Origin of the sequence: Streptomyces sp. CB02980 (assembly GCF_014451325.2) — a bacterium.
GTDB lineage: Bacteria > Actinomycetota > Actinomycetes > Streptomycetales > Streptomycetaceae > Streptomyces.
On the sequence record NZ_JACSCH020000001.1, the window covers coordinates 657,238 to 680,171 of the forward strand.

Consider the following 22,934-nt stretch of genomic DNA (forward strand, 5'->3'; position numbering starts at 1 on the left):
TCAGCGCTGGGGCAGGACGGTGAGCACCCGCTCGATGAAGGTCTTGAAGTCGGCCATGAAGTCGGTCAGGAACTGCTGGGTCGTCTGGTCGGTGACCTCGCCGTCCGGTGTGAAGAGCCCCGGGACGAACTGGATGTAGGCCTCGGGGGCGTTCATCTGCGGGGAGTTGCAGAAGCTCAGCACCGAGCGGAGGCTCTGCTGGGCGACGGCGGTGCCGATCTTGCCGGGCGAGGCGCCGATGACGGCCGAGGGCTTGTGGGTGAAGGAGTTGGTTCCCCAGGGGCGGCTGGCCCAGTCGATGGCGTTCTTGAGGCCGCCGGGGATGGACCGGTTGTACTCGGGGGTGACGAAGAGGACGGCGTCGACGGCGGCGATGGCGTCCTTGAGGGCCCGGCCCTCGGGCGGGTAGTCCGCGTCGAAGTCGTGGTTGTAGAGCGGCAGGTCCTTGATGGGGATCTCCTGGAACTCCAGCTCCGGCGGTGCCACGCGGAGGAGGGCGCGGGAGAGGATCCTGTTGATGGAGTCCTTCGACAGGCTGCCGACGAAGTAGCCGACCTTGTACGTGGTCATGCGGGGTGTTCCGCCTTCCGGGAGGGGGGTACGGCCTCCGCGCGGGGCCTTCGGCAACGTAACCCGCCCGTGGCACGGCTGCGACCGGAGTCCTGCCACCGGCCAGGCGATCGGCTACCCCCCAGCCGTCGTCCTCACCGTCCTCTTCGTCTCGGCCGTCGCCGCCGCCCGCAACTGGCCAGGCCGTCGAGCGAGCCGAGCAGCAGGCCGGCGAAGAGGACGCCGGCGGGGCCGAGCGTCACCGGACCGAAGCGGACCATGCCGAGGAGCGATCCGGCCGCAATGACGATAAAAAGGGTGAACCACGGATAGCCAGCGAAAAACTGCCATATGCGGCTTACTCGGCCATATCCGATGGCTTCTTGCACGCTCATACGGAAGGGCGGACAGCGTGACGCGACCGAGGATTCTCGTGGTGGGCGCCGGATTCGCCGGAGTGGCCTGTGTACGGCGGCTCGAACGACGCCTCGCGGAGCGGGAGGCACAGCTCGCACTCCTTTCACCGTTCTCGTACCAGCTGTACCTGCCCCTGCTCCCCCAGGTGGCGGCGGGGGTGCTGACCCCGCAGTCGGTCGCGCTGTCGCTGCGCCGCAGCGAACGGCACCGCACCCGGATCGTGCCGGGCGGTGTGGTCGGCGTGGACACGGCGGCGAAGGTCTGTGTGGTGCGCACGATCGCCGGGGAGTACGTGACCGAGCCGTACGACCATCTCGTGCTCGCACCCGGCAGCGTGACCCGCAGTTTCGACATCCCCGGGCTCGCCGAGCACGCGCGGGGGATGAAGACCCTCGCCGAGGCCGTGTACATCCGCGACCACGTCATCGCGCAGCTGGACCTGGCGGACGCGAGCAACGACGAGGAGGAGCGGGCCGCGCGGCTGCGGTTCGTGGTGGTCGGCGGTGGTTACGCGGGTACGGAGACGGCGGCCTGTCTCCAGCTGCTCACCCACAACGCGGTCAAGCGGTATCCCCGCATCGACCCGAAGCTCATCAAGTGGCACCTGGTCGACATCGCGCCGAAGCTGATGCCCGAGCTGGGCGACAAGCTGGGCGCCGCCGCGATGGACATCCTGACCAAGCGTGGCATCGAGGTGTCCCTGGGGGTGTCGGTGGCCTCCGTGGACGACGACGCCGTGACGCTCACGGACGGGCGGGTGCTGCCGAGCCGGACGCTGATCTGGACGGCCGGGGTGGCGGCGAGCCCGCTGATCGGCACGCTGGGTGCGGAGACGTTCCGGGGACGGCTCGTGGTCACGGCCGAGATGACCGTGCCGGGGCTCGACGGGGTGTGGGCCCTCGGAGACGCGGCGGCGGTGCCGGATCTCGCCAAGGGCGAGGAGGGCGCGATCTGTCCGCCGACCGCCCAGCACGCGATGCGTCAGGGCAAGGCGCTCGCCGACAACCTGGTCGCGACGCTGCGCGGCGAGCCGACACATCCGTACACCCACAAGGATCTGGGTCTGGTGGTGGACCTCGGCGGGATGGACGGGGTCTCCAAGCCGCTCGGTGTGGAGCTGCACGGGGCGCCGGCGCAGGCCGTCGCCCGCGCCTACCACTGGGCGGCCCTGCGGACCAATGTGGCGAAGACCCGGGTGATGACGAACTGGCTGCTGAACGCCGCGGCCGGGGACGACTTCGTACGGACCGGGTTCCTGGCGGCGAAGTCGGGCACGCTGCGGGACTTCGAGTACACCGACGCGTATCTGACCCCGGAGCAGGTCCGTCTCCACACGGGCGCGTTCCGCGGGGCGGTCGGGACCGGCGGAGGGAACTGAGGGGCCCGCGCGCGTACGGGGCCGGACGGCGAGGGCGCGTCCGGCCCCGGCGCTGTGCCCGGCGTGCCCGCCCGCCGGGCATGCCCGTCGCTGTGCCCGGCGGGCGTGCCCGGAGACTCCCCGCCTCGCTCAGCGGGCCAGTTCGGGCGCCGGGCCCATGACGATGACGGGCTCCTTGGCCGGGTCGAGGGCGCGGATGAGTTCGCGCAGTGACGCGCGTTCGAGGGCGATGCAGGCGTGGGTGGGGCCGCCGTGGTCGACGTGGATCCAGACTCCGCCGCCCTTCTCGGCACCGAGCGGGCGTTCCTTGTCGAGCGGGGTCCGGCCGGGGACGCGGTTGTAGTCGATGGCGACCACATGGTCGAAGGAGCCTTCGAGGGGTTCACCGGCGAAGCCGGTGCCGCTGATGGCGAACTCGTCGTCCTGGTCGTACGGGAGGCGGGAGCCCGGATCGGGCAGTCGGCCGCCCGCGTCACCGAGCCGGAAGACCCCGATGGGGCTGCGCAGGTCGCCGGCCGTGTGGTCGGCGGTCCAGCCCCGTAGCGCGTTGTGGGCGGGCCACGGCCCCGCCGACTCGATCCATTGGCCGCCGGGGTCCTTCTCGTAGAGGGTCGCGGTGGAGGTGTCGTCGTCGGAGTCGGCACCGGTGACGACGAGGGCCTGGGTGGTGCCGTCGGGGACGAAGGCCTGGGTGGCGGGGCCGACGCCGGGGAGCCCGGGCGTGGGGACGGGCGCGGAGGCGATGCTGCTGGCCGGCTCCCCCGGCCCGCCGGCGCCTCGCGCGGCGCCGGGTGGGGCGCCCGCGGGGCGGGAGTCCCCGGCGGACGCGGCCGCGGCGGCCGTCCCTGCGGGTGCGGCGGGGGCGGGGGGCGCGGTGTTCGCGCAGCCGCTGAGCAGCAGGGCCGCGCACAGTGTGCCGGCGCTCAGCAGCGCGGGGGCGCCCTTGTGGACGGACATGGACGGATCCTCCTGGCCGGGGGCAATGCGTGGATCCGTACCCGTTCGGCGGGCGGCGCTGCGGTGGTTCCGGTGCCCTCACCCGTACGGCCGCGTCCGGCGGTGTCGCTGTCCCTCGCACCGTTCCGTACCCGAAGCGGTTGACCGGGGGGACGGGGCACGCTTTCCTGCACGCATGAACGATCTTCGTATCGAGCCGGCCCGGAGCGAGGGGCGCCTCGCGGACTGGCGGGACGTCCACAACACGATCATCCCGACGGCCGTGCTCTCCCCCGACGAGGTGCGCGAGCGCGCGGGCCGGAACCGACTGGAGGTCGTGTATCTCGGGGAGGTGGCGGTGGGTTGTTCGACGGTGCGGCCGCCGGACGAGGAGACCGCGGCGGCGACGGTCATCGCGCGGACGCTGCCCGGGTTCCGGGGGCGGGGTGTCGGGACCGCGCTGTACGAGCGGGGGCTCGCGCACGCGCGGACGCTGAGCGACGAGGGTGTGGAGACGGTGGTGCTGGCCTCGAACGAGGAGGGGCTGCGGTTCGCGCTCGCGCGCGGCTTCGTCGAGGTGGAGCGGTACGTCCTGCCGGGCGACACGGTGCCGTTCGTGACGCTGCGGCTGGCCTGACGCGCCCGGCCCACACCGGGATCTGACGATTCGTCAGATCGTTGCGTCGCGGGTCTGGGAACCTTCGGGGCCCGGCGCTACCCTCCGCGCATGATTCGGACGGTGGTGTGGGGTACGGGAAATGTCGGGCGCGCGGCGATCCGCGCCGTGGACGCCCATCCAGGGCTGGAACTCGCGGCCGTACTGGTCTCCGATCCGGCGAAGGTCGGACGGGACGCGGGCCGGCTTGCGGGGCTCGGCCACGACCTCGGGGTCGTGGCCGTCGACGATGTGGGCGCGGTGCTCGGCGGGCGGCCGGGGGCGGTGGTGTACGCGGCTTCCGGGGACACCCGGCCCGACGGGGCGCTCGACGACGTGGCGCGCGCGGTGCGGACGGGCGCGGTGGTGGTCACCCCCGCGCTCTATCCGCTGTACGACCAGCGCAACGCGCCGCCCGAGTTCCGGGATCCGGTGCTGGCCGCGGTCGCCGAGGGCGGTGGTTCGCTGTTCGTGTCGGGAGTGGACCCGGGCTGGGGCAACGACGTCCTGCCGCTGCTCGTGAGCGGGCTCGGCAGCACGGTGGACGTGATCCGCTGTCAGGAGATCTTCGACTACTCGACGTACGAGCAGGAGGAGTCGGTCCGGGACCTGATCGGGATGGGCCGGCCGCTCGACTACGAACCGCCGATGCTACTGCCGTCGGTGCCGACGATGGTGTGGGGCGGGCAGATACGCCTGATGGCCCGCGCGCTCGGCGCCGAGCTCGACGAGATCCGCGAGACGGTGGACCGGCGTCCGCTGGAGTCCACCGTGAAGACCCGCACGATGGGGGTCTTCGAGGCGGGCACGCAGGGAGCGATCCGCTTCGAGGTGCAGGGCGTCGTCGGCGGGGAGCCCCGCATCGTGATCGAGCACGTGACCCGCATCCATCCCTCGTGCGCGCCGGACTGGCCGGTGCCGCCGGACGGGGCGGGGGCGCACCGGGTGATCGTCGAGGGCAGTCCCCGGATCGAGGTGACGGTGGCGGCGACCGCCGAGGGCGAGAACCGTTCGGCGGGCGGGAACGCGACGGCGGTGGGCCGGCTGGTCGGGGCGATCGACTGGCTGGCGGCGGCGGAACCGGGGCTGTACGACGCGCTGGACGTGCCGTTGCGGCCGGCGGTCGGGAAGCTGGGAAGGAGACCACGGTGATCATCGACATTCCCGAGGGCCAGGAGCCGATCGGGTACGTGTGGGGCGACATGGTCCCGGAGATCGGGACGGCGGCGGCGAACTTCTCGCTGTCGGTGTACGCCCATACGACGCTGGGGCTGCGCGAGTTCGAGGCGGCGCGGCTGCGGATCGCGCAGATCAACGGCTGCGGCTTCTGTCTGGACTGGCGTACCGACCGGGACGGGGTGAAGGTCGAGGAGGGCTTCGACGAGGTCGTCGCGGCCTGGCGGGAGACGGAGGTCTCGGAGGGCTTCGACGAGCGGACGCGGCTCGCGGCCGAGTACGCGGAGCGGTACGCGCTGGACCATCACGGTCTGGACGAGGAGTTCTGGGAGCGGATGACGGCCCGGTACAGCCAGGCGGAGATCGTGGAGCTGACGATGAGTCTGGGCTCGTGGCTGGCGTTCGGGCGGCTCAACCGGGTGCTCGGGCTCGACGAGGTGTGCGTGCTGCCGACGCACTGAGCGCGCGAGGAAGGGCCGGCCGGGTGGTTCCCGGCCGGCCCTTCCCGTTCGACGTGCGCGTGGCGCGCTTCGGGCTCAGAAGTCCTCGGCGACGATGCGTTCGATGTTGCGTTCGGCGAGGGCCGTGATGGTGACGAACGGGTTGACGCTGGCGTTGCCGGGGATCAGGGATCCGTCGATGACGTACAGCCCGGAGTAGCCGTGGAGGCGTCCGTGGTTGTCGGTCGCCTTGCCCAGGACCGCGCCGCCGAGCGGGTGGTACGTGAGGTGGTCGCCCCAGATCTTGTACACACCGAAGAGGTCGGTGCGGTAGATCGTGCCCTCCTTGGAGTTGATCTTGTCGAAGATGGTCTTCGCGGCGTCGATGGAGGTCTGCTTCCAGGCCCTGTCCCAGCTGAGGTCGACCTTGCCGGTGGCCGGGTTCCAGGTGAACTCGGCCCGGTGGGGCGTCTTGGTGATGGAGAGGTAGAAGGAGGCGTACGTCTCGATGCCGGTGGGCAGCGGGGCGACCTCGGCGAAGGCGCCGCCCGCGTCCCAGTTGTCGATGCCCGCGGTGGGCATGGCGGACTGGAGCTTGCCGGTCGGGTCCCACATGTGGTTGGCGCGGCCGCACATGACGTTGCCGTTGTCGCCCCAGCCCTTGCCGATCTCGTTGTTGAGGGCGGGGAGTGCGCCGGTGGCCTTGAGGCGGGTGAGGAGCTTGCTCGTGCCGATGCTTCCGGCGGCGAAGAAGACCTTGTCGGCGGTGACGGTCTTGCTCGCGAGGGTGGCGCCCGTGGTGTCGATCTGGTCGATGGCGACGGTGTAGCCGCCGCCGGCCGCCGGGGTGACGGAGGTGACCTTGTGCAGGGCGGAGACGGTGACCCGGCCGGTGGCGGCGGCCTGGGCCAGATAGGTCTTCTGGAGGGTCTTCTTGCCGGCGTTGTTGCCGTAGATGACCTCGCCGTCGAGGGCGGACTTCGGGACGGCCCCGGCGGCCTCCTGCTTCATGTAGTCCCAGTCGTAGACGTTCGGGACGAACACGAAGGGGAAGCCGGAGCGCTGGGCGTGCTTGCGGCCGACGCGCGCGTACTGGTAGCAGGCGGCGCTCTCCCACCAGGCCTTGTCCACCTCGGTGACGCCGAGTCCCGCGTTGGCGCGCGGGTAGTACGTCGAGTACATCTCGGCCGCGTCGACGGTGGGGAGGATGGCCGCGAAGTTCTCGCGGCGCGGGGTGACGGCCATGCCGCCGTTGACGAGGGAGCCTCCGCCGACGCCCCTGCCCTGGTAGACGGTGATGCCGGCGAAGTCCTCGGCGTCGAGGATGCCCGTGTGCCGCGGGACGTCCTTGTCGAGGGGGAAGCCGAGGAAGTTGCTCAGCGGCTGCTTGGTGCGGGTCCGCAGCCAGAAGGAGCGGTAGTCGGGCCGGGTGGTGTTGGCGAAGATCTTGCCGTCCGGTCCCGGGGTGTCCCAGGCCATGCCCATCTCGACCATGTGGACGGCGACGCCCGCACGGGCGAGCCGGAGGGCGGCCACGGAGCCGCCGTATCCGGTGCCGATGACGAGGGCGGGCACGTGGGCGCCGGTGGGGATGGGGGTGTCGGCGAGGCGGGCTTCGGCCTGGGCCGGGGTGCCGTGGCCGACGAGGGCGGCAGCACCGAGAACAGAACCTGTTCCCGCGAGGAATCGACGGCGACTGACGCCACCGATTCCCCTTGCGGGCAGGGGGTGTTCGCTCATGTGATGTTCCTCACTCAAGGGCGAATGGGAACATGTTCTACTGTCGGCCATCGGGGAAGTCACGAGAAACCGACGGGTAACTTCAGGTCGAGTACACCTCTCGAACGGATGCCGTCAGATACCGGGCGACCGCATGGACTTCCGGCAGTCTGTTCGTCCAACTCCCGTACTCCCCCGCCACATAGAGCGCACGAGCCTCGGCGAGGGCCGGACGGTGGATGGCCGGAAGGCGCTCCAGGACCCAGTCGGCGGCGGCGTCCTTCGAGCGGATCTCGCCGGTGGCGAGGGTGCTGAGGACCCGCGCCAGGGTCAGCAGGACGTTCCGGGTGTCACCGTCCAGGTCCTCGATCAGCTCGGGGACACCGGCCACGATCGCGGCGCGCAGGTCCGCCTCCGGGACCGGGTCGAAGACCTCCGTGGGAGGCGGGCCGAGGAGCGGAGCGTTCCCCGCCCGCGCCATGGTGATCAGCGGGGCGAGATCCGGGCACGGCCCGGGAACGGGGGCCTCGCCCGCCTCGAATCCGTCGCGGAGCCACTCCCCGTAGAGGAACTCGCAGACCGGCGGGTACCGCCAGGGACGGACCTCGGAGTGCACCACAACGCTCAGTTCCACGGGCCTGGCCGGTCCCTCGTACGCCCGCTCCCCCGAGACGGCGAGCAACGCCTCGACGAGGGCCCGCCGTTCGGCCCCGGTGGTGCCGCGGCGCACGGTCACGAGCACGTCGATGTCGCTGCCCGGCCGCAGTCCGCCGAGCACGGCGGAACCGTGAAGACAGGCGGCGAGCACCTCGGATCCGAGTACGTCACGGACCAGGCGTACGACGTGCTCGGCCTGCTCCCTTCCCTCCGCGTGGGTCATGCGTGGCCTCCTCGGCTCCGGATGCGTCAGGCGTGAACCCGTCACCGTACCGGGGGCCGAGGAGGCGGCGAGGTCAGGCCAGGGCCGGGCCCGGCGCCCCGGTGAGACGCTCGGGGGTGAGCAGCTCGGCGAGGCGTTCGGCGGGCAGCAGGCCCTTCTCCAGGGTGAGTTCGACGACTCCGCGCCCGGTGGCGAGTGCCTCCTGCGCGATGGCCGTGGCCGCGGTGTAGCCGAGGTGCGGGTTGAGCGCGGTGGCGAGGCCGATGGAGTTCTCGACGGCCGCCCGGAGCGCCTCGGTGTTGGCGGTGATGCCGCTGACGCAGCGGTCGGCGAGGGTCAGGCAGGCGGCGCGCAGGGAGAGGAGGCTCTTCGAGAGGGCGTGGAAGATGACCGGCTCGAAGGCGTTGAGCTGGAGCTGCCCGGCCTCGGCGGCCATGGTGATGGTGATGTCGTTGCCGATCACCTCGAAGGCGACCTGGTTGACGACCTCGGGGATCACCGGGTTGACCTTGCCGGGCATGATGCTGGAACCGGCCTGGACCGGCGGCAGGTTGATCTCGTTGAGCCCGGCGCGCGGTCCCGAGGACAGCAGCCGCAGGTCGTTGCAGGTCTTGGAGAGCTTGACCGCGATGCGCTTGAGGACCCCGGAGAGCTGGACGAAGGCGCCGCAGTCCTGGGTGGCCTCGATGAGGTTGGCGGAGGTGACGAGCGGCAGGCCGGTCAGCTCGGCGAGGTTGCGGCGGGCGGTCTCGGCGTAGCCGGGGGCGGCGTTGAGGCCGGTGCCGATGGCGGTGGCCCCGAGGTTGATCTCGTGGATGAGCTCGACGGCCTCGGCGAGCCGGCTGCGGTCCTCCTCCAGCATCACGGCGTACGTGGAGAACTCCTGGCCCAGCGTCATGGGCACCGCGTCCTGGAGCTGGGTGCGGCCCATCTTGACGACGTCGCGGAACTCCAGGGCCTTGGCTGCGAAGGCGTCCTGGAGCACGGCCATGGCGAGGAGGAGTTCGCGGGCGGCGCCGATCGCCGCGATGCGGATGGCGGTCGGGTAGACATCGTTGGTGGACTGGCCGAGGTTGACGTCCTCGTTGGGGTGGAGGCGGTCGTAGTCGCCCTTGGCGTGGCCGAGGAGTTCCAGGGCGCGGTTGGCGACGACCTCGTTGGCGTTCATGTTGGTGGAGGTGCCGGCGCCGCCCTGGACGACGTCCACGACGAACTGGTCGTGGAGCCGTCCCGTACGGATCTCCCGGCAGGCGCCGGCGATGGCGGCGGCCTTGTCGGCGGGCAGCAGCCCCAGTTCCTCGTTGGCGCGGGCCGCGGCCTCCTTGACGGCGGCGAGCGCGTCGATCAGGAGCGGGTACACGGAGATGGGCGTGCCGGTGACGGTGAAGTTCTCGCTGGCGCGCAGGGTGTGGACACCCCAGTAGGCGTCGGCGGGAACGTCCCGGTCGCCGAGCAGATCGTGCTCGCGGCGGACGGGAACGGGGTGCGGGGCCGGTGCGGGAACCATGAAGCGTCCTTGAGGGGTGGGGAGGGTGGGGGCGCGTCGCGGGTGGCGAGCGCCGAAGTGCGGAGGAGGGCGCTGAGGGGGGTCGGCGGGGCGTACCCGGGCCTGTCCGGGTGCACGCGCACGCGTGGGGCCGTGTCCGGCGGTACGTGGACGCGTCACGGCCCGTCGCGGGTACGCGGGGCGGGTGCGGGCGGCACCGGTGACGGGCGGGCGGGGCGGGCGGCGAAGGGCGGCGGCCCGCCTCGGGGCCGTACGGACACGGCCCGGGAGACCCCGCGAAGGTTGGCTCCGGCTCGCGGACGGGCGGGGGGTGCGCCGCCCGCGAGCCGGGGTTCTGGGGTGCGCCGGGTCAGGCGCGGGCGGCGACGGCCGAGGCCGAGCGGGAGCCGCCGGTGGCGAGGGCCGGTTCCGCGCGCACGGGCCCGTCGAGGAGGCGCCTCATCAGGGCGGTGCTGCGGACGGGGTCTGCCGCGCCGCTGCCGCCTTCGGCGAGGAGCGTCGCGAGGACCGCGATCCGTGCCTGCGCGGCGCGGAGCGTGCCGGTGAGCACGGCTCCGGCGGCGACGAGGTCGACGGCCCCGCCACCGGTGTAGATCTCGGCGAGCGGCCCGGCGGGGACACGGGTGGTCACGGCGACCAGGACGCCCTGGGCGACCGCGTCGGCCACCGCGGCGGCGATCTCGGGGGTGGCGTTGCCCGCGCCGGTGGCGACGAGGACGATGCCCCGGGCGCCGGCGCCGACGGCCGCGTTCAGGAGGAAGGGATCGCCGTCGGAGTGGTGCGTGACGATGGCGACCCGGGGCAGCGGGACGGCGTCGGGGACGTCGGGGTCCGCCTTGTCCGCGGCGGCGGGCAGCGGCAGCGGCGTCGGACGCTCCGGCTGCCGCTCGATGTCGACACGGGAGAAGCCGACGCGGCCCAGGCGCTCGGCCGAGGGGTCGGAGAAGGCGTCGGCGGCGAGCGTCTGGGTCTTGACGGTGCCGCGGGCGGCGTGGACGCGTCCGTCGAAGACGACGAGGACACCGAGGTCGCTGACGGAGGAGGCGACCTGGAGCGCGTCGTACAGGTTGCCGGGGCCGTCCCCGTCGCCGGTGCCGAACGGGCGCTGGGCGCCGGTGAGGACGACCGGGCGGGCGTCGGTGTGGTGGAGGTCCAGGAAGAAGGCGGTCTCTTCGAGGGTGTCGGTGCCGTGGGTGATCACGATGCCGTCGACGCCGGGGTCGGCGAGGGTCTCGTGGACGGTCCTGAGGAGGGCGAGCTGGTGCGCCGCGGTCACGCGGGAGCTGTTGACGTTGAAGAGGTCGACGACCTCGACGGTGACGCCCTCGGGAAGCGGGGCGGTGGCCAGCACGTCGTTGCCGGAGGCATCGGCGGCGTATCCGGTGCCCTGCCAGCGGCTGGCGATCGTGCCGCCCGTGCTGATGACGACGATCCGGCGCGCTCCCCCGTCGTTCGTCCGCTTCATGCCTGCCGTCCTTACTCCGTACCGAAATCGCCCTGCGTCGCAACGATAGGACAGAAGGCGCGCAAGACGATTGCGAAATCAGCCGCCGTATCGTTTCGCCGTGGTAGATAATTGCGCCATGGACCGAATCGATCTCCACATCTTGCGCGAGCTTCAGAACGACGGCCGGCTGAGCAACCAGGAGCTGGCCCAGCGGGTGGGGCTCAGCCCGTCGCCCTGTCTGCGCCGGGTCCGTCAGCTGGAGCAGGACGGGGTGATCCAGGGGTACCGGGCGATCATCGATCCGGAGGCGGTGGGGCGGGGCTTCGAGGTCCTCGTCTCGGTGGAGGTGCGGCGGGACCGGGAGACGGTGGAGGCCTTCGAGGAGGCGCTCCAGGACGTGCCGGACGTCATCGAGGCGTACCGGCTGTTCGGGAGCCCCGGCTGTCTGCTGCGGATCGCGGTCGCCGATCTCGCGGCGTACGAGCGGCTGTGGATCGAGCGGCTGACGACCCTCACCGGGGTCACCGAGGTCAACTCGCAGATCATCATGAAGCGCATCAAGGAGCCGAAGGGGATGCCGGTGGACGTCCGGGGCGACTGAGGGCGCCCGGGCCGGCCGACCCCGACGAGGACGAGCCCTGCGGCGAGCCCTGGAGCGACCCCCTCGTTTCGGCCATATATGCGAACTCGTCATGGAACAGTCTTCTCCTCGTTACATGACAGGTACCTGCCGTGTGCCACTCTCCCGATGACACGAAGTCAACACGCGTAGACAGCGGAATCGTTGAGCCGACGCCCGCCGTCCCACGCGCACCGTCCCCGGGAAAGGGCCCCCCATGTCCGTTGTGCGGATCGGCAGATGGAAGGTGTGGGCAGCGGCCGTCGCCGCCACCCTCGTCGGCGTCACGCTCCCCACGGTCGCCGCTACCCCCGCCGGCGCCACCACCACCGCGTACGACAGCACGTACTACAAGAACGCGATCGGCAAGACCGGCACGAGCCTCAAGTCCTCGCTGCACACCATCATCAGCAGCCAGAGCAAGATCTCCTACGACGCGGTCTGGAACGCGCTGAAGGTAGCCGACCAGGACCCCGCCAACACCAACAACGTCATCCTGCTCTACAGCGGGACCTCGCGGAGCAAGAGCCTCAACGGCGGCGACGTCGGCGACTGGAACCGCGAGCACACCTGGGCCCAGTCCCACGGCAACTTCGGCACCTCGGCCGGCCCCGGCACCGATCTGCACCATCTGCGTGCGGCGGACGTCCAGGTCAACAGCATCCGCGGCAACAAGGACTTCGACAACGGCGGCAGCGCGGTCAGCGGCGCTCCCGGCAGCTACACGGACAGCAACTCGTTCGAGCCGCGCGACGCCGACAAGGGCGACGTGGCCCGGATGATCCTCTACATGGCCGTCCGCTACGAGGGCGACGACGCCTGGGCCGACCTGGAGCCCAACGAGTCGACCACCAACGGCAGCGTCCGCTTCCACGGGCGCCTCTCGGTCCTGAAGCAGTGGAACGAGCAGGACCCGCCGAGCGCCTTCGAGGAGCGTCGCAACGACGTCATCCACAACACCTACCAGGGCAACCGGAACCCGTTCATCGACCACCCGGAGTGGGTCGAGGCGATCTGGTAGGCCGAGCGCCACAGCAGTGATCGGAGCCGGGCCGGGGTCGTCGTACCCGGCCCGGCTCCGGCGTGCTCCGGGCTGGGCGTCGGGCTCCGCACACGGAAGGGCCTCTACGCCTGACCGCTGAGGCGACCTTCAAACGTCAAATGGCGGATGTTCTCATGTTCTTGGCGCGAAGGACGGATGCACCCTGGAGGCGTTATCCATCCGTTATAAACGGTGAGTTCGCCCCGTTTCAGGCGCCTTTTCCGTGCGGCATGGCGCACATTTCCGCCCTGGAAGCCGCCGGTGCATCTATCACGCCCCGGTGTCCGTAACAACCCCTCCGGGCCAGGAAGTTCCGAGATCCACTGGGTAGCTTCGGCGCCCATGACCCCGTTGACCACTGGCCTGACGACCACGACTCCCCGCACGACCCCCCCGACGCTCGCGGACGGCGCCGAGCTCTGGCGGATCGCACGCGGCGCGGGCGAACTCGACCTCAACTCGCCGTACAGCTATCTGCTGTGGTGCCGCGACTTCGCCGGCACGACCACGGTCGCCCGTGACGCCTCCGGACGCCCGATCGGCTTCGTGACCGGCTATCTGCGCCCCGACGAGCCGGAGACCCTCTTCGTCTGGCAGATCGCCGTCGAGGGTTCACACCGCGGAAGCGGGGTAGCCGGGACCCTGCTCGACGCTCTGTCCGCGCAGGTCGCGGCCGAGCACGGGATCAATCGGATCGAGGCGACCGTCACCCCGGGGAACCTCGCCTCCGACCGGCTGTTCCGGTCGTTCGCACGCCGGCACGGCGCGGAGGTGACACAGGAGGTCCTCTTCCCGGCCGCCGCGTTCCCCGCGGCGGGACACGAGTCCGAGGTGCTGTACCGCATCGGCCCCCTCGGCCCGCCGGTCTCCTGAGCCGTCGACCGCGCACGCCACACCCCCGAACCACACTCTGGAGAAGAGCTTCGTGACCCTGACCGACATCGCCACGCCCTCCGTCTTCGAGACCGTCGAATCGGAGGTCCGCAGCTACTGCCGTGCCTGGCCCGTCGTCTTCGAACGCGCCAGTGGCAGCAGGCTGTACGACGAGCAGGGGCGTCCGTACCTCGACTTCTTCGCCGGTGCCGGCTCGCTGAACTACGGCCACAACAACCCCGTGCTCAAGCGGGCCCTCCTCGAGTACCTCGGCAACGACGGCATCACCCACGGCCTCGACATGTCGACCACCGCCAAACGCGACTTCCTGGAGGCCTTCCACACCACGGTCCTGGAGCCCCGCGCCCTGCCCTACAAGGTGATGTTCCCTGGCCCCACCGGCACCAACGCCGTCGAGGCGGCGCTGAAACTCGCCCGCAAGGTCACCGGGCGGCAGACGGTCGTCTCCTTCACCAACGCGTTCCACGGCATGTCGCTCGGCTCGCTCGCCGTCACCGGGAACGCCGCCAAGCGCGCCGGCGCGGGCGTCCCGCTGCACCACGCCATCCGCATGCCCTTCGACGACTACCTCGACGGGCAGCTCCCCGACTTCCTCTGGTTCGAGCGGCTCCTCAACGACGCCGGCTCCGGCCTGGATCACCCGGCGGCCGTGATCGTCGAGACCGTCCAGGGCGAGGGCGGCATCAACGTCGCACGGGCCGAGTGGCTGCGCGCCCTCGCGGAGCTCTGCCGCCGGCACGAGATGCTCCTCATCGTCGACGACATCCAGATGGGCTGCGGCCGCACCGGCGACTTCTTCTCCTTCGAGGAGGCGGGCATCACGCCCGACATCGTCACCCTGTCCAAGTCCATCAGCGGGTACGGCCTGCCCATGGCCCTCTGCCTGTTCCGGCCGGAGCTCGACGTCTGGCAGCCCGGCGAGCACAACGGGACCTTCCGCGGCAACAACCCCGCCTTCGTCACCGCCACGGCCGCCCTCGACGCCTACTGGCGCGACGGCGCCCTGCGCGGGCGCACCCTGAGCCGGGCGGACCGGGTGGAGCGCGCCCTCCTCGACCTGTGCGGGGGCGACGGGCGCACCGGCCTGTCCGTCCGCGGCCGCGGACTCGTGTGGGGCCTGGAGTTCGCCGACGGGGAGCGCGCCGACGCCGTGTGCCGGCGTGCCTTCGAGACCGGCCTCCTGGTGGAGACCTCGGGTCCGCGCGGCGAGGTGGTCAAGCTGCTGCCGCCGTTGACCGCGACGGACGACGAACTCGACGAGGGCCTCGGGATCCTCGCCCGATCCGTCCGCCACACCGCCTGACCCCTCTCCCGACCCCATGTTCCGATGGCCGGCCGACCCGTCGGCCCGATGACCCGTCGGCCCGATGACCCGATGACCCGATGACCCGAAAGGCAGTCGTACCCCATGATCGTCCGTACCTTCGACGAGCTGGAGAACACCGAGCGGCACGTGAGGGCCGCCTCGGGCACCTGGGAGAGCAAGCGCATCGTCCTGGCCCGCGAGCGGGTCGGCTTCTCCCTCCACGAGACGGTGCTGTACGCCGGCACCGAGACCGCCATGTGGTACGCGAACCACGTCGAGGCCGTGGTCTGCACGGCCGGCGAGGCCGAGCTCACCGACCACGAGACTGGCCGCACGTACACGATCGTGCCCGGAACGATGTACCTGCTCGACGGGCACGAACGCCACACCCTCAGGGTCAAGGCCGACTTCCGCTGCCTGTGCGTCTTCAACCCGCCCGTGACGGGGCGCGAGGACCACGACGAGAACGGCGTCTACCCGCTGCTGACGGAACCCGAGCCCGCGTCCGACGACGTCTGAGCCCGGCACGCGACCACACCCCTACGTGAAAGGAAGCACGCTCCCCCATGCCCTCCGCACCCACCCGCCCCGTCGACCTCTACCCCACCCGTGGCCCCAACGAGGAACTGATCGGCCGCAAGGACCCCGTCGTGTGGTCCGGGCCCGGCACGGCGGGCCCCTTCTGGGCCCGTGAACTGGAGGAGTACGACCGCGACGGCTTCGTCACGGTGGACGAGATCGTCACCCCGGACGAGGTCGACGTGCTCCGGGCGGAGCTGGACCGGCTCGTCTCCGACCCGGCCGTACGGGCCGACGAACGGGCGGTCGTCGAGCCCCGTTCCCAGGAGATACGTTCCGTCTTCGAGGTGCACCGGATGAGCGAGGTCTTCGGCCGGCTCGCCGAGGATCCGCGGATCCTCGGGCGCGCCCGCCAGATCCTCGGCTCCGACGTCTACGTCCACCAGTCGCGGGTCAACGTCAAGCCCGGCTTCGGGGCCAGCGGCTTCTACTGGCACTCGGACTTCGAGACCTGGCACGCGGAGGACGGCCTGCCGAGGATGCGGACCGTGTCGGTGTCGATCGCGCTCACGCCGAACCACACCACCAACGGCAGCCTGATGATCATGCCCGGTTCGCACCGCACCTTCCTCGGCTGCGCCGGTGCCACTCCGAAGGACAACTACAAGCGGTCGCTCCAGATGCAGGACGCCGGTACGCCCTCCCACGAGGCGCTGACCACGTTCGCCGACGCCTGCGGCATACGCCACTTCACGGGTCCGGCCGGCTCCGCCACCTGGTTCGACTGCAACGCCCTGCACGGGTCGGGCGACAACATCACCCCGTACCCCCGGAGCAATGTGTTCCTCGTCTTCAACAGCGTCGAGAACCAGCCGGAGGCGCCCTTCGCCGCCCCGGTCCGGCGGCCCTCCTTCATCGCCGCGCCCTCATCGGATCACGCGTGACCGGCACGCCGCGCCTGGACCGACGCGGCTTCCTCGGCAGAACGGCGCTCCTCGGCGGCCTCGCCCTGGCCCCGGGGCTCCTTTCGGCCTGCACCCGCACCCAGGTCGGTTCGGGCGCGCCCGAGGACGACGGCGCGCTCCTGGCGCGGCTGCGGAAACAGGGCTTCGTACGGGTCGGGTTCGCCGGTGAGGCGCCGTACGGCTTCCAGGACGGCGCCGAGCCGGCCGGCGAGGCCCCGACGCTGCACCGCGAGGTGTTCACGGCGCTCGGGGTGCGCGAACTGCGGCCGACGCTGACCGAGTTCGGGGCGCTGATCCCCGGTCTCCTCGCCGACCGCTTCGACGTCGTGAGCGCGGGCATGTCGATCACGCCCGAGCGCTGCGCCAAGGTGATCTTCTCCGAGCCGGAGTTCGTCTCCCCCACCGCGCTGATGGTCCGCAAGGGCAATCCGAAGGGGCTGAGCGACCTGGCGTCCTGCGCGGCGAAGCGTGCCACCGTCGGTGTGCTGACAGCCGCGGTGGAGGCGTCCTTCGCGAAGGCCGCGGGTGTTCCCGACGGGTCGGTGAAGACCCTGGCCAAGCAGCAGGACGGTCTCGACGCCCTGCTCGCCGGGCGGATCGACGCCTTCGCGCTGACCGCCATCTCCCTGCGCTGGCTGGCGCGGACGAACCGGGACGCGGCGGTGGAGGTGACCGAGGCGTTCGTGCCGGTGGTCGACGGCGTACGGCAGCTGGGCGCGGGCGGAGCAGTGTTCCGGCCGGGCGCGACCGGGCTGCGGGACGCGTTCGACAAGGAGCTCCTCAAGATCACCGGTTCTCCGGACCGGTTCGTGGAGCTCCTGGGCCGTTACGGCTTCACCGCGCGCGAGGTACCGCCCCGCTCCCTGCGGACCGCCGACCTGTGCGCCGGGTGAGGGGCGGCCCGGAGGAGGGCGGCCCGGTGACGGGCGCGGTGTCGGGGGGCGGCCTGAATGGCTGAGTTCCTCCCCGAGCTCCGCCGGGCGCTGCCCCGGCTCGGCGAGGGGCTCCTGACCACGGTGGAGGCCACGGTGCTCGGCGCCGCGCTCGCCCTGCTCCTCGCGTACACGCTCGGTCTGCTGTCCCGGTCGGCCCGGCTGCCGGTGCGCGGAGCGACGCGGGTCGTCGTGGAGTTCTTCCGGGGCACCTCGCTGTACGTGCAGCTCTTCTGGCTGTTCTTCGCGCTGCCGATGGTCGGCTTCCGGCTGGAGCCCTTGGCCTGCGGTGTGCTCGCGCTCGGTCTCAACTTCGGGGCATACGGCTCCGAGGTCGTACGGGGCGCGGTGACCGCGGTCCCCCGCGCCCAGACCGAGGCGGCGATCGCGCTCGGCATGGGCCCGGTGCTGCGGCTGCGGCGGGTCGTCCTGCCGCAGGCGCACGCCCTGATGGTGGCGCCGTTCAAGAACCTGCTCGTCCAGCTGCTCAAGGCGACGCCGCTGCTCTCCCTGGTCACGGTCCCGGATCTCACCTTCCAGATCGACCAGTTGCGCTCCTCGACGGGCGCCACGGCCGCCTCGTACCTGCTGCTCCTGGGGCTCTACTTCGGCATGGCCGTCGTCCTGAGCCTCCTCATGAACGCACTGGAGCGGGCCGCGAAGGCCCGTCTCGGGCAGGAAGGAGGCGTCTGATGTGGGACGGAGAGGCGGCCCGGGCCGCTCTGCCGACCGTTCTCGAGGGCTTCGGCGTCACCCTGGTCGCGACGGTGCTCGCCTTCGCCGTCGCGATGGTCCTGGGACTCGCGCTCGCCCTCGCGCAGCGCGCGGGTCCCGCGTGGCTGGCCCTTCCGCTGCGCGGGGCGGCCGGGTTCGTCCGCTCGACCCCGCTCCTGGTGCAGCTGTTCGCTGCATGGGTGCTCGTCCCGGGGCTCGACGCGCCGACGCTCGGCGTCCTGGTCCTGGGCGTGCACTACGCCACGTACCTCTCCGAGGTGTACCGGACGGGCATCGACGCCGTGCCGAAGGGGCAGTGGGAGGCGTGCACGGCGCTGTCGCTGCCGCGCCGGCGGGTCTGGCGGGCGGTGGTGCTGCCGCAGGCCGTGCGCAACGTGCTGCCGCCGCTGGGCAACTACGCGGTCTCCATGTTCAAGGAGACACCCCTGCTCTCGGTGATCACGGTGCACGAGATGGTCCACGAGGCGAACACCTTCGGCAGCACCCACTTCGCCTATCTGGAGAGCTTCACCCTGGCCGCCGTGGTGTTCCTGCTCGCGAGCTGGCCGACCTCGGTGCTGATACGACGACTGGAGGCACGCCTTGCCCATTGAGGAGCTGTCCGAGGACCTCACCAAGGCCCCGACCGCGCACCCGGCGGTCCGCTTCGACCGGGTCACGAAGCGGTTCGGGGACCACACCGTGCTCGACGGCCTCGACCTGGAGGTGGCCCGCGGGGAGCACGTGACGCTGATCGGCCCGAGCGGCTCCGGGAAGACCACGATCCTCCGGCTGCTCATGACGCTGGAGCGGGTGACCGACGGCGTCATCCAGGTGGACGGCGAGCCCTTCTCCCACATGCCGGGCCGGACGCCCGGAAAGCTGGTGCCGGCGAGCGAGCGTCATCTGGCCGCGCGACGGCGGCGGATCGGCATGGTGTTCCAGCAGTTCAACCTCTTCCCCCACATGAGTGTCCTGGAGAACGTCGTCGAGGCGCCCGTGCACGTGCTCGGCGAGGGCCGGGAGGAGGCCGGACGCCGGGCCCGGGACCTGCTCGACCTGGTCGGGCTCTCCGACAAGGTCGACGCACGGCCGACCCGGCTCTCCGGCGGCCAGCAGCAGCGGGTGGCCATCGCCCGCGCGCTGGCGATGCGTCCCGAGATCCTGCTCCTGGACGAGGTGACCTCGGCGCTCGACCCGGAACTCGTGGCGGAGGTGCTGGACGTGCTGCGGGACGTCGCCCGGCGGACCGACATCACGCTGCTCTGCGTGACGCACGAGATGGGCTTCGCCAGGGACGTCTCGGACCGGATCCTGATGTTCGACGGCGGCCGGATCGTCGAGTCGGGACCGGCCGACGAGCTCCTGGACGCGCCCGTGGAGGAGCGCACCCGGGCGTTCCTGAGCTCGGTCCGCTGACTCCGCCGACGCGCGGCCCGGGGCGGGCCGGCCCGCGCGTCTCTCTCAGCTCTCTCGGCCCCCTCAGCCGTCACCACCGTCCTCGACCATGCCCTGCCGCAGCCGGTCCAGGCTTCGGGCGAGCAGCCGTGAGACATGCATCTGGGAGACGCCGAGCCGCTCGCCGATCTGCGTCTGGGTGAGCTCCTCCACGAAGCGGAGGTGCAGCAGCAGCCGGTCGCGCGGGGCGAGGGCCTCGACGAGCGGGGCGAGGGTGTGGAACTCCTCGAAGAGCGCGAGCGCCGGGTCCTCCTGGCCGATGAGATCGGCCAGGGCGGCATCCTCCTCCTCGCTGTCGCCGCCGGCGAACGTGGCGTCCAGGGACGTGGAGTGGTAGCCGTTGGCGGCGACCTGGGCCTCGACCACCTCGTCCTCGGACAGGTCCATGACCGGCGCCAGCTCGGAGAGGCGCGGGGCCCGGCCGAGCCGTGAGCTCAGCTCGTCGGTCGCCTTCGCCAGCTCCACCCGCGCCTCCTGGAGGCGGCGCGGGACGTGCACGGCCCAGGTGGTGTCGCGGAAGAAGCGCTTGATCTCGCCCACGATGTACGGCACGGCGAAGGTGGCGAACTCCACCTCGCGCGACAGGTCGAAGCGGTCGATCGCCTTGATCAGGCCGACCATGCCGACCTGGAGGATGTCCTCCCGCTCGTCGCCGTGGGCCCGGAACCGCCCCGCCGCGTAGACCACCAGTGACATGTTCATCTCGATGAGGGTGTTCCGGACGTACTGGTGCCCCGCAGTGCCCTCCTCCCGCGCCGCCAGTTCACGGAGGAACACCTTCGACAGGGCACGCGCGTCCCGGGGTGGAATCGCGTGCGGGACCTCGGGAAAGGGCAGTTCCTCTCCCACGCCGTTCGTCGCGTACGTCGTCGTCGCCTCGGCCGGATCGGTCCGCACAGGAACAACCTCCTCTGGCTCGCGGTCCGTTCAGCGGTCCCGGTTCTCGTACCCCCGCTTCCCGAACGCACTCCTCGTCCGCTCCCGGCCGATTTCGCCCGGAAGGAGCGCATCACCGTGGTTCGAACGGGCAGACGAAACCCATCACCTGCTGAGGAACCGGCCAGATCAGGAAGAAAGGGATGTGCGATGAAGACCCGGAGCGACACCCGGTCCCCGGCCCCCGGGGCGGACCCTCGCGGCGCCGGGAGCTCCGGTTCGCCCCCGGTCCGTACCCCGGCCCAGGCGCGGCAGCTCGTCCGTCACACCCTCGCGGCGCTCGGCCCCCTGCGGCCCGCCCAGGTGGAGGACCTGCTGCTCGTCACCTCGGAGCTCGTCACGAACGCGCACCGGCACGCGGGCGGCGTCACGGGCTTCGGGATCGGGGTCGGACGCGACCGGGTGACGGTGTCCGTGTCGGACGCCAGCGGGGAGCCACCGCTGTACGAGCGCCACGAGGGACTCCGTCCCGGTGGCTACGGCTGGCCGATCGTGCTCCGGCTGTGCCGTGAGGTGACCGTGGACGCGGGTCCCGACGGCAAGACCATCCACGCGGCCGTGACGGTCGACCGGCGACCACCGACCGGCGACCCGTGACCTGGGCCGACGGGCGACCGGCGACCGGCGACCCGTGACCCGGGGCGGCCCGCGCCCTGTGACCGGAGCCGCTCCCGCGGGCGCGGGCTGTCGCGGATCAGGGGGCCGCGGGGGCGGGTTCCCCGTCCGCCGGCCGGTCGGGGCGCTGTTCCGGGAGGGCGTGGAGCCGTACGGCTCCGGGGCCGGCCGTGGAGTGGCGCTCGGCCCAGCCTTCGAGCGCCGTACGGCAGGCGTGGTCGAGGTGGTGGAGTCCGGAGAGGTCCAGTTCGACCGGGCGGTCGCGGGGCAGCGCTTCGAGCACGTCGAGCAGCTTGGGCAGGCGCAGGAAGTTGGCGTTGCCCGACAGGCTCACCCGCGCGGGGCCGAGACCGTCGTCGGCGCGGTCCACGCGGACGTGGGAGAGGTCCCACGCGGCCTTGGCCACCGAGAGGGCGAGGCCGATCAGGACCCCTTCGAGCATGTTCACGCCGACGATCGCCACGGCCGTCACGACCAGGACGAGCGCCTCGCCCCGGTGACCGCGCCACAGCGCGACCACTCCCCTGAAGGGGATGAGCTTCCAGCCGGCGTGGACGAGGATGCCGGCGAGCCCGGCGAGCGGGACGTAGGTGAGGGTGCCGGGGAGCAGGGCGGCGAACAGCAGCAGCCACACCCCGTGCAGGACGCGGGACGCCTTGGTCCTCGCTCCGGCCTGGGCGTTGGCTGCGCTGCGGACGATCACCGCGGTCATGGGCAGCGCGCCGAGGAGGCCGCAGACGGTGTTGCCGCAGCCCTGGGCGAGCAGTTCCCGGTCGTAGTCGGTGCGCGGCCCGTCGTGCAGCCGGTCCACGGCCGCCGCGCCGAACAACGACTCCGCCGAGGCGATCAGGACGAAGGCGAGGACGGTACCGAGCAGGGCGACGTCGGTGAGGGCGGCGACGTCGTCGGCCCCGGGAACACGGACGGCGTCCAGCACCCCGCTCACCCGGACGGTCGCGATCGGCAGGTCGAACAGGGCGGTCGCGAGAGCGGCCAGCAGGACCGCGACGAGCGCGCCGGGCACCCACCGCACGCGTCGCGGCATGTGACGCCATCCCACGATCACGAGGACGGTGGCGGCGGCGACCGCGAGCGCGGTCAGGGTGGCGGCACCCGTCAGGGCACGGGCCAGGGCGACCGGCAGCCCTGCGAGCCGGTCCGCACCCGAGGCCGGGGCGCTGAGGCCGGCGGCGGCGTAGAGCTGACCGGCGACGATGACGAGGCCAATGCCGGCGAGCATGCCCTCGACCACGGAGAGGGAGATGGCCCGGAACCAACGGCCCCACTTCAGCAGGCCCATCGCGATCTGAACGAGTCCGGTGAGGAGCACGGCGACACCGAGCCCGGCCGGACCGAGGGTGCGGACCGCCTCGAACACGAGGACGGTCATACCGGCGGCCGGTCCGGAGACCTGGATGCTGCTGCCGCGCATCGGACCGGTGACGAGGCCGCCGACGATGCCGGTGACCAGGCCTAGTTCGGCGGGCACGCCGGAGGCGACGGCCACGCCGATACAGAGCGGCAGCGCCACGAGGAACACGACGAGGGACGCGGCGACGTCGTGGCGGAGGTGGGGCAGGGAGGGCGGCATACGGTTCTGTCCCCTTCACTTCACCGACTGGGTCCGGGCGGGTCGGAGCAGGGCGGGCCCGAGCGGGGAGGGTCCGAGCGGAGACTCGGGACCGCGAGGCTCCGGGCCGGGAGCCTCCGAGCCGGCGAATCCGAGCACGGCCGCACGAAAGCGCCCATGAAGGTCATACGGACCCGCCGGGCCGATCGGGGACAGTTCCGCGCACCACGAGGTCTTTCCGTCCGGAACCCGCCGGAACT

At 71.7% G+C, this 22,934-nt stretch carries 24 protein-coding genes; 15 read left to right on the forward strand and 9 right to left on the reverse strand.

Annotation, left to right across the window (positions count from 1 at the left end; genetic code table 11):
* Entirely contained in the window at nt 1-570 is a 570-nt protein-coding gene (locus E0F75_RS03000; protein WP_187620826.1) for an NADPH-dependent FMN reductase, read from the reverse strand.
* A gap of 134 nt (nt 571-704) precedes the next feature.
* Nucleotides 705-938 (reverse strand): hypothetical protein, encoded by a 234-nt coding sequence (locus E0F75_RS03005; RefSeq protein ID WP_187621041.1) that lies wholly within the window; start codon nt 936-938, stop codon nt 705-707.
* A 23-nt stretch (nt 939-961) separates the two neighbouring features.
* Here E0F75_RS03005 and E0F75_RS03010 point away from each other — a divergent pair, with 23 nt between their 5' ends.
* A complete protein-coding gene (locus E0F75_RS03010) occupies nt 962-2,344 on the forward strand; it encodes an FAD-dependent oxidoreductase (RefSeq protein WP_187620827.1) in 1,383 nt (460 codons plus the stop codon).
* Nucleotides 2,345-2,473: 129 nt separating this feature from the next.
* On the opposite strand, the gene E0F75_RS03015 is transcribed toward E0F75_RS03010, so the two are convergent.
* The gene (locus E0F75_RS03015) at nt 2,474-3,301 is read right to left on the reverse strand and encodes a hypothetical protein (protein WP_187620828.1); all 828 of its coding nucleotides are present in this window, start codon (nt 3,299-3,301) and stop codon (nt 2,474-2,476) included.
* A 175-nt stretch (nt 3,302-3,476) separates the two neighbouring features.
* On the opposite strand from E0F75_RS03015, the gene E0F75_RS03020 reads away from it, so the two are divergent.
* From E0F75_RS03020 to E0F75_RS03030, 3 genes are all read left to right on the forward strand, one after another.
* Nucleotides 3,477-3,917, forward strand: coding sequence for a GNAT family N-acetyltransferase (locus tag E0F75_RS03020; protein ID WP_187620829.1), 441 nt, complete (start codon nt 3,477-3,479; stop codon nt 3,915-3,917).
* Nucleotides 3,918-4,007: 90 nt separating this feature from the next.
* Entirely contained in the window at nt 4,008-5,087 is a 1,080-nt protein-coding gene (locus E0F75_RS03025; RefSeq protein ID WP_187620830.1) for a dihydrodipicolinate reductase, read from the forward strand.
* Entirely contained in the window at nt 5,084-5,572 is a 489-nt protein-coding gene (locus E0F75_RS03030) for a carboxymuconolactone decarboxylase family protein (RefSeq protein WP_073902518.1), read from the forward strand. Before E0F75_RS03025 ends, E0F75_RS03030 begins: the two co-directional genes overlap by 4 nt.
* Nucleotides 5,573-5,647: 75 nt before the next feature.
* On the opposite strand, the gene E0F75_RS03035 is transcribed toward E0F75_RS03030, so the two are convergent.
* From E0F75_RS03035 to E0F75_RS03050, 4 genes are all read right to left on the reverse strand, one after another.
* Complete coding sequence (locus tag E0F75_RS03035) at nt 5,648-7,291, reverse strand: GMC oxidoreductase (protein ID WP_187620831.1); 1,644 nt, start codon at nt 7,289-7,291, stop codon at nt 5,648-5,650.
* 82 nt (nt 7,292-7,373) lie between these two features.
* Nucleotides 7,374-8,150, reverse strand: coding sequence for an aminoglycoside adenylyltransferase family protein (locus tag E0F75_RS03040; protein ID WP_187620832.1), 777 nt, complete (start codon nt 8,148-8,150; stop codon nt 7,374-7,376).
* A 73-nt stretch (nt 8,151-8,223) separates the two neighbouring features.
* Nucleotides 8,224-9,657, reverse strand: coding sequence for an aspartate ammonia-lyase (locus tag E0F75_RS03045; protein ID WP_187620833.1), 1,434 nt, complete (start codon nt 9,655-9,657; stop codon nt 8,224-8,226).
* A gap of 349 nt (nt 9,658-10,006) precedes the next feature.
* Nucleotides 10,007-11,122: an asparaginase gene (locus E0F75_RS03050; RefSeq protein WP_187620834.1), complete on the reverse strand. Its 1,116-nt coding sequence runs from the start codon at nt 11,120-11,122 to the stop codon at nt 10,007-10,009.
* 118 nt (nt 11,123-11,240) lie between these two features.
* Here E0F75_RS03050 and E0F75_RS03055 point away from each other — a divergent pair, with 118 nt between their 5' ends.
* From E0F75_RS03055 to ehuA, 10 genes are all read left to right on the forward strand, one after another.
* Nucleotides 11,241-11,705, forward strand: a complete 465-nt coding sequence (locus E0F75_RS03055) for an Lrp/AsnC family transcriptional regulator (protein WP_187620835.1) — start codon at nt 11,241-11,243, stop codon at nt 11,703-11,705.
* Between the two features lie 235 nt (nt 11,706-11,940).
* Entirely contained in the window at nt 11,941-12,744 is an 804-nt protein-coding gene (locus E0F75_RS03060; protein WP_187620836.1) for an endonuclease I family protein, read from the forward strand.
* Between the two features lie 363 nt (nt 12,745-13,107).
* Complete coding sequence (ectA, locus tag E0F75_RS03065) at nt 13,108-13,638, forward strand: diaminobutyrate acetyltransferase (protein ID WP_187620837.1); 531 nt, start codon at nt 13,108-13,110, stop codon at nt 13,636-13,638.
* Between the two features lie 52 nt (nt 13,639-13,690).
* Nucleotides 13,691-14,962, forward strand: a complete 1,272-nt coding sequence (gene ectB / locus E0F75_RS03070; protein ID WP_187620838.1) for a diaminobutyrate--2-oxoglutarate transaminase — start codon at nt 13,691-13,693, stop codon at nt 14,960-14,962.
* A 105-nt stretch (nt 14,963-15,067) separates the two neighbouring features.
* Nucleotides 15,068-15,484 carry an ectoine synthase gene (locus E0F75_RS03075; protein ID WP_187620839.1) on the forward strand — a complete coding sequence of 139 codons (417 nt, stop codon included), beginning with the start codon at nt 15,068-15,070 and terminating at the stop codon, nt 15,482-15,484.
* Between the two features lie 47 nt (nt 15,485-15,531).
* Nucleotides 15,532-16,428: an ectoine hydroxylase gene (gene thpD, locus E0F75_RS03080; RefSeq protein ID WP_187620840.1), complete on the forward strand. Its 897-nt coding sequence runs from the start codon at nt 15,532-15,534 to the stop codon at nt 16,426-16,428.
* Nucleotides 16,425-17,342: an ectoine/hydroxyectoine ABC transporter substrate-binding protein EhuB gene (gene ehuB / locus E0F75_RS03085; protein WP_187620841.1), complete on the forward strand. Its 918-nt coding sequence runs from the start codon at nt 16,425-16,427 to the stop codon at nt 17,340-17,342. The genes thpD and ehuB overlap by 4 nt, the downstream gene beginning before the upstream one ends.
* A 57-nt stretch (nt 17,343-17,399) precedes the next feature.
* A complete protein-coding gene (gene ehuC, locus E0F75_RS03090; protein WP_187620842.1) occupies nt 17,400-18,074 on the forward strand; it encodes an ectoine/hydroxyectoine ABC transporter permease subunit EhuC in 675 nt (224 codons plus the stop codon).
* The gene (gene ehuD, locus E0F75_RS03095) at nt 18,074-18,709 is read left to right on the forward strand and encodes an ectoine/hydroxyectoine ABC transporter permease subunit EhuD (protein ID WP_187620843.1); all 636 of its coding nucleotides are present in this window, start codon (nt 18,074-18,076) and stop codon (nt 18,707-18,709) included. Before ehuC ends, ehuD begins: the two co-directional genes overlap by 1 nt.
* On the forward strand, nt 18,699-19,514 hold the full coding sequence (ehuA, locus tag E0F75_RS03100) for an ectoine/hydroxyectoine ABC transporter ATP-binding protein EhuA (RefSeq protein ID WP_187620844.1): 816 nt from the start codon (nt 18,699-18,701) through the stop codon (nt 19,512-19,514). Before ehuD ends, ehuA begins: the two co-directional genes overlap by 11 nt.
* Before the next feature lie 63 nt (nt 19,515-19,577).
* Here the strand turns inward: ehuA and E0F75_RS03105 are convergent, their stop codons facing one another.
* On the reverse strand, nt 19,578-20,450 hold the full coding sequence (locus E0F75_RS03105) for a SigB/SigF/SigG family RNA polymerase sigma factor (RefSeq protein WP_187620845.1): 873 nt from the start codon (nt 20,448-20,450) through the stop codon (nt 19,578-19,580).
* Between the two features lie 189 nt (nt 20,451-20,639).
* On the opposite strand from E0F75_RS03105, the gene E0F75_RS03110 reads away from it, so the two are divergent.
* Nucleotides 20,640-21,086, forward strand: coding sequence for an ATP-binding protein (locus tag E0F75_RS03110; protein WP_187620846.1), 447 nt, complete (start codon nt 20,640-20,642; stop codon nt 21,084-21,086).
* 97 nt (nt 21,087-21,183) lie between these two features.
* On the opposite strand, the gene E0F75_RS03115 is transcribed toward E0F75_RS03110, so the two are convergent.
* Entirely contained in the window at nt 21,184-22,695 is a 1,512-nt protein-coding gene (locus E0F75_RS03115; protein WP_187620847.1) for a SulP family inorganic anion transporter, read from the reverse strand.
* Between the last annotated feature and the right edge of the window lie 239 nt (nt 22,696-22,934).